The sequence below is a fragment of the Microcoleus sp. w2-18bC1 genome, from assembly GCF_036700365.1.
Lineage (GTDB): Bacteria > Cyanobacteriota > Cyanobacteriia > Cyanobacteriales > Microcoleaceae > Microcoleus.
Genome location: NZ_JAUBOS010000121.1, coordinates 1 through 6,037, shown reverse-complemented (window position 1 = coordinate 6,037; position 6,037 = coordinate 1). Strand labels below are relative to the sequence as shown.

Genomic DNA, 6,037 nt, shown 5'->3' with positions numbered 1-6,037 from the left:
TTATATTTAACTCGGCTTGAAGATATCGATCGCTCTTATTCTTGATGTGCGATCGATTATTCAGCAAGCCCTAATTAAATTTAATATAGCTCGATCGCCAAAATTTCCGCAAAGCAGATCAAAAAGTTATTACCTTAAAAAGTCCAAGTATAATCTATAGAAATTATAAAGAATCCGTCGTGAAAGCAGTGGCACTCCAGTCCCCCCTAGAAAAGGACAGGGCCGTTGGATTGTGGTGAAACCCCCCTGCACTCTACTTCCGGCCTCATAGCCCTCCCTGCGGTTAAAACCCAATCAAATATTAATAGGCAGTAGTCTTCAAATGACCGAAAGCACTCAGGATACAAGCCCCCGGATTCCTCCGTGGAATCAATGCTTCAATCTAAAATCTATAGCGTTTCTCAGTCAAATGAGGTACATTTTTAGAGCTAAAAGCCTTAATGGATAAGGATTGGTTGTACCTGATCAGCTAAGGAAACGCTATAAAATCTAAAATCTAAAATCGATTGACTCTACCTACATTCCGACAGGGGTTTTAACCCCTGTCGGAATGTAGCTTCCCGAAAAGGAAACAGCGTTATTTGAGATTAGTCGTCTGTCGCTCTTTCGGCTGCTCGTTGAGTTCAGTCAATATCTCCATTCACTTTCTAGCAAATATTGTCTGAGGCATCTTGAGCCTTCTATCTTGCATCTCGTGCTGCATCATTGATATTTTCTTGGCCGCCGGCGGTATTATATCTCAGAGACTCAGTACCTTCTGATACTCTTTCTTTTGCTCCCTCGGTGGCTTCTTTAACAATATCTTTTGCTCCCTTCAAGCCTTCGCGAGTGTTTTCTTTAAGATTAGCAAAGCCTTGTTTGGTTTTGTCGCCAAAGTCATCAGCTTTGCGCTGGGCGGTGCGAGCATCGTCCTTGACCTTTTGGCCGATTTGGTCTAGTTTTTCAGGCGCATCATCCGCTACCCGCCGCACATTTTCACCTACATTGTTGCTAGATTTCGTGTCAATGCGGTGCTGCGCTTGCTCTTTGAGAAGCTGAGCTTTTGCTTCTGTTGTTGTCACCTTTTTGTTTCTAGGATCGACATCGCTGTAATCGTTCATGCCGCCTTTGAATTCCGACGTTACAGCCCCGGTCGGCACTTCTTCTCTAATTTGGTCGGCAGTTTTTCCTTTTCCTGTCATCACATCAGTTTTTCCTGCCATAATATCAGGGGCGCTGCTGCAAGCCGTACTCACAAATACTAAAATGCCAGCCAGAAAAACTGTTAAAATTTGTACAGCTCGAATTTTTTTCAGAAATGCAGTTAGTCTCTTCATAAAAATGCTCCTTTCTATTGTGAGATGTTCAAATGCCTTGTGGCTTTGTCGATGTCTAGCCTTACCAAATTAGGTACTTAAACACTTTTTTAAGTATAGGAATAGAAACCGGAGTTTTTCATCTATCCCAAGTTACATTCCTTAAGTTATAGTAGAAGGAAGAAGGAAGAAGGAAGAAATAAGAAGGCTCTTCGGCTTGGAGATCGGATAGAAATCAGCAATCAGGAAGAAGGAATGAATAATCCTCAATCTTCTACCAATTATTAAAAGTCGCAGCACCCTGCCCCGGACAAGGCAATGCCGTTTCCCTACATAGCTGTTTTGATCTCCAGACGCGCACTATGTTGAAATGTTGTGCGTGTTCGTCCCAAAAAAAACCTTCTAGTCAGGAACTAGAAGGAATGTGGTGTATTATCTCAAGTACAACAAGGTCTTTAATCGCAATTGTGATGGCACATCCCGATCGCACACATCTGTCTAATGGCTGAAAGTATCTGTACAGTTGCTAAGGATTTTGAATCGCTGTTTTTAGACTTTTGCAGAATTCGCCGATCGCCTCTAAGCCCTGTTCTGGAGTACCTTCTGCCAAGCGTTTGACAAAAGCACTGCCAACAATCGCAGCATCTGCACCCCATTCTTTCACTTGACGAGCGTGTTCGGGTTTCGATATACCAAACCCGACGCCGATGGGTTTGTCGGTGACGGCGCGAAGTTCTTGCAGCAACTCTTTTGCTCTCGTTTCTAAGCCTTCGCGTACTCCCGTCACCCCCGTCACGCTGACTAAGTAAATAAATCCTTGAGACTGACGAGCGATCGCCTCTATACGACTTTTGGGACTGGTGGGAGCAACTAATAATGTTAGTTCAATCCCTAACTTGTTGGCAGGTTGGATGAGACTGTCGGCTTCTTCTAAGGGCAAGTCTGGTACAACCAATCCCTGAACTCCAGCACTTTTGATTTGCTGCAAGAAGGTTTCTATACCTCGGTACAAAATCGGGTTGTAGTATGTGAAGAGAATGATGGGCGATCGCAAATTTGGACTAACTTTCGCTACCATTTCCAGCACCGCATCTAACCGCGTTCCCCGCTGTAGAGCCCTTGTAGCAGCGGCTTGAATCACCGGCCCGTCAGCTAGCGGGTCAGAATAGGGAACACCAAGCTCGATCGCGTCTGCACCGTTATCATCCAAAATTTGCAGTGCTTTAGCCGTTGTCTCCAAGTCTGGGTCGCCAGCAGTAATAAAAGGAATCAATGCACATTGGTGGTTCTTGCGTAACGTTTCAAAACAATTAGAAATAGTCATTAGTTATTAGTCATCAGTCATTGGTTGTTGGCAGTTGGTTGTTGGCAGTTGGTTGTTGGCAGTTGGTTGTTGGCAGTTGGCAGTTGGTTGTTGGCAGTTGGTATTAGCTAATAACAACTAATATCATGTCCGATGAATTAACCATAATAGCCCGGTGGGGGCGGGTTTTTGAGATTGTCAATTATGGGCGGTATTGTTGGTGAACCCGCCCCTACAAAAATCGCGATCGCTCGACCGGACATGATATAACCACTAACCACTGACAACTAACCACTGACAACTGACAACTGACCACTAACCACTGACTAATTATCTTTTTCCTGCTCAATTTCGGCTTGAAGTTTGGCTAATTCTTCAGGAGTGAGTGCATCTAGCTGCTTCTGCAAGACAGCTTCTTTGTAGTCTTGCAATTGCTGGCTGTAGGTCATATTTTGAGTCAGTGCTCGAAATAAATAAGTCACCAGCCAGCCAATCAAGCCGGCGACCAAAAATAACTGACTCCAAATCCCTGCATTCATACTGTCGAGTCCGGCAAATTGCAGTAGCAAGTAGACAAACCCACCTGCTACAAAAAAGCCGACACTGATTCCAATTACGTCAATACGTCGCATTTAGGCTTCTATCTGCCGCCGTTTGGGCCGAAAATTCAAAAAAGGAGCTAGGAGAAACATACCTGGGAAGAAGAAGAACATCAAGAAGTACATGAAGCCGCGCTCAAAAGAGGTAGCGACGTACCAGCGGCTGTTCAGGTAAGCGTAGGTGGCCGCGGGTACTACCAGGAGGTAGGCTCCTGCCAAGACGGCGTAAAGCAGTAAGGTAATATACATAGATTTGCTTTAGGGGATTAATAACACGGGTAAGTCAGTTGACACGCTCCGTTAGCTGGTTAACTATTGTACCGCTTGGGGAGATCCAGCGCGACTTTTGAGAATTTTTTGATTAGGGGTTGCGTAAATTGGGGTTTTGCCTGTAGAATAAAAGGCTGTTGCTGTTAGTGGCTCAAAACCACAGCAGTTAGACCAAAGGGGGGCGTGGCGGAATGGTAGACGCTACGGACTTAAAATCCGTTGACCCGAAACGGTCGTGTGGGTTCAAGTCCCTCCGCCCCCATCCATTTCCATCATTTGTGATTCAACGGTTTCAGATTTCTTGTCACCAAGATTTCTGTTTGCCGCTCAATTTTCGCGCTAATGGTTTTTTACTAAGTCCAAAAGGGCCTCTATATTTGCCTGCCAAGTTCGCGCCGGATTTTTTACGTCCGGTCTTCAACTCGTTGAGCAAATCGGCTGGTTTGGGAAATTGGGCGGCTGTGGGAACTGAGTTTCAATAGTCGAATAACAAATTATGTGCCGTCGTTAACATATTAATGTCCTCAAAATAGACAATATCTAGCTTCAAGTTTGAGATGAGACGGGAAGTGCGATCGCAAACTCTGCTCCCCCTCCCAAAGATGAAATTATCTCTATTTTCCCCCGATGTTTTTCCACAATCTGGTAGCAAATTGCGAGTCCGATACCAGTGCCTTTTCCTGGTTCTTTAGTTGTAAAAAATGGGTCAAATAGCTTACTGTGGATGGCGGATGGAATGCCAGGGCCGTTATCGCAAATTCGCACCAGAATTTGGCTATTATCCAACTTTTGCGTCTGAATTAAAATCTGAGGACTTTTCCCTTTCTTAGAGTCCTGGGATGACCCTTCTAGTGCATCTATCGCATTGGCTATAATATTCATAAATACTTGATTTAGCTGCGCTGGATAACACTCTACTTCTGGCAATTCTCCATAGTTTTTGACAACTTCAATTCCCTGCTTGAGCCGACTGTTCAAAATCAATAGTGTATTGTCAATACCTTCATGGATATCAACTAATTTCATTTGAGCTTCATCTAAGCGAGAGAAGTTTCGCAAAGACAAAACTATTTGCCGGATGCGTTCTGAACCTATTTTCATAGATTCAAGCAGTTTTAGTAAATCTTCTGTGATAAAGTCTAGTTCTATTTCTGCGATTTCTTCTGCGATCGCCTCTGTGGGTTGCGGGTATTCCTGCTGATAGAGACGAAGTAAATGCAGCAAGTTTATAACATACTCGTTGGCGTATTCTAGGTTGCCGTGAATAAAGTTAATAGGGTTGTTTATTTCATGGGCGACGCCTGCCACCATCTGCCCTAAACTGGACATTTTTTCGGTTTGAATTAACTGGGTTTGGGTGTGTTTAAGTTGGTGAAGCGCTGCTGTAAGCTCTTCTGTTCTTTCTTCTACTCGCTCTTCCAAAGTTTGGCGACCCAGCTCTAATTCATCGGTGTATTCTGCTACCCATTGAACTAATTGATTGATGGATTTTGCTAAGGTTCCTACTTCATCTTCTGTGGTGACAGGTGCTTGCAAATCAAAATTTGCTTGTTGAGTAATAGTTTTAGCAACGCTGGTTACAGCTTGGATAGGGATGGCGATCGCGCGGCTGGTACAGATGGCTAGAAAAGTAGCGATCACAACTGACACTAACATACTCGCTACGATGATTTGCACTCGCAATTTCTCAGCCACCTTAAAATTAATGTAGGCTTGTATTTGCTGTGCCTTCGCTACTTCTGTCATCAAGCTTAAACTCTCTGACAGTCGCTCAAACTTAACATCGAGCTTAACTGCTCTATCCCCTCTAATTAAATCCAATACCTGCTGCTGTGCCTCTTTAACTTCTTCTGGTTTTAGCGAGGAGGAAGCTATTTCTTGCCAAAAAAATGTGAGCAATTGAGAATACGAATCTGTCGCAGTTGTGTAACCATCTAACAATTTCTTTAATTCAGCATAATTTACTGCTAATTCTGTGGAATGTTTTTCACTAAAAGTGTCTATTTCTGCAATAAGTTTTTTAACGACCTTAACATCTTTCGAGAACTTAGCAGTTTCATATTCAAACCAGATTGAATCTCCCAAGATAGATATTAGTCGTTTGGGATGTGACTGCACTACCTGCACGGAATATTCTAAATCCCTGAGCAAATCCTGTTGCTGGTCGGCGAAAGTTAGAGCTTGGAAAGCTTGGTCTTGGTAATAGTCTCCACAGATCATTCCACCTGTGGCTCCTAGTACGGCTATTCCAATTGCTAGTGAGTAGCCATAATTAATTTTTTTGGCAATGCTTAACCGAGAAATGAAGCGGTTAATTGCAGTCAAGGGAGTTTTTTTGAGAGGATTTTTGAGGTCGCGAGATCCTTCAGTGACAGCGATATTATTTTTTCGTCTATTTAGGATAATGTTTTTGAACCTCACAGCCCTATTCTCTCCCTGTTCAAACTTGTGCATACTGGCAACCTGAGCTAAATTTTAACAACTTTATTAGTACAATACTCCGGACAGTTTTTAAAGAGGAATGCGATCACAATAAAATAGAGAAGTGAAAAAAGTGAGTGCAATCTGAA

The 6,037-nt window shown here is 43.4% G+C and carries 5 protein-coding genes and 1 tRNA gene; 1 reads left to right on the top strand and 5 read right to left on the bottom strand.

Going from position 1 to position 6,037, the window contains the following annotated elements:
- Positions 1–680 precede the first annotated feature (680 nt).
- The 4 genes from QT979_RS28265 to ndhL form a co-directional block, all read right to left on the bottom strand.
- Entirely contained in the window at positions 681–1,316 is a 636-nt protein-coding gene (locus QT979_RS28265; RefSeq protein WP_333215591.1) for a DUF6658 family protein, read from the bottom strand.
- Between the two features lie 505 nt (positions 1,317–1,821).
- Positions 1,822–2,619 carry a tryptophan synthase subunit alpha gene (gene trpA, locus QT979_RS28260; RefSeq protein WP_333215590.1) on the bottom strand — a complete coding sequence of 266 codons (798 nt, stop codon included), beginning with the start codon at positions 2,617–2,619 and terminating at the stop codon, positions 1,822–1,824.
- Between the two features lie 305 nt (positions 2,620–2,924).
- Entirely contained in the window at positions 2,925–3,230 is a 306-nt protein-coding gene (locus QT979_RS28255; protein WP_333104690.1) for a DUF3007 family protein, read from the bottom strand.
- Positions 3,231–3,446 (bottom strand): NAD(P)H-quinone oxidoreductase subunit L, encoded by a 216-nt coding sequence (ndhL, locus tag QT979_RS28250; protein WP_193972727.1) that lies wholly within the window; start codon positions 3,444–3,446, stop codon positions 3,231–3,233.
- Positions 3,447–3,644: 198 nt separating this feature from the next.
- On the opposite strand from ndhL, the gene QT979_RS28245 reads away from it, so the two are divergent.
- Positions 3,645–3,729 (top strand) — tRNA-Leu (locus QT979_RS28245).
- Between the two features lie 284 nt (positions 3,730–4,013).
- Here QT979_RS28245 and QT979_RS28240 read toward each other — a convergent pair.
- Entirely contained in the window at positions 4,014–5,921 is a 1,908-nt protein-coding gene (locus QT979_RS28240) for an ATP-binding protein (RefSeq protein ID WP_333312326.1), read from the bottom strand.
- Positions 5,922–6,037: the final 116 nt, after the last annotated feature.

Excerpts from the sequence above, each read along its gene's own strand:
- QT979_RS28265 (WP_333215591.1), bottom strand. The coding sequence starts at position 1,316 with ATGAAGAGACTAACTGCATTTCTGAAAAAAATTCGAGCTGTACAAATT.
- trpA (WP_333215590.1), bottom strand. The coding sequence starts at position 2,619 with ATGACTATTTCTAATTGTTTTGAAACGTTACGCAAGAACCACCAATGT.
- QT979_RS28255 (WP_333104690.1), bottom strand. The coding sequence starts at position 3,230 with ATGCGACGTATTGACGTAATTGGAATCAGTGTCGGCTTTTTTGTAGCA.
- ndhL (WP_193972727.1), bottom strand. The coding sequence starts at position 3,446 with ATGTATATTACCTTACTGCTTTACGCCGTCTTGGCAGGAGCCTACCTC.
- QT979_RS28240 (WP_333312326.1), bottom strand. The coding sequence starts at position 5,921 with ATGCACAAGTTTGAACAGGGAGAGAATAGGGCTGTGAGGTTCAAAAAC.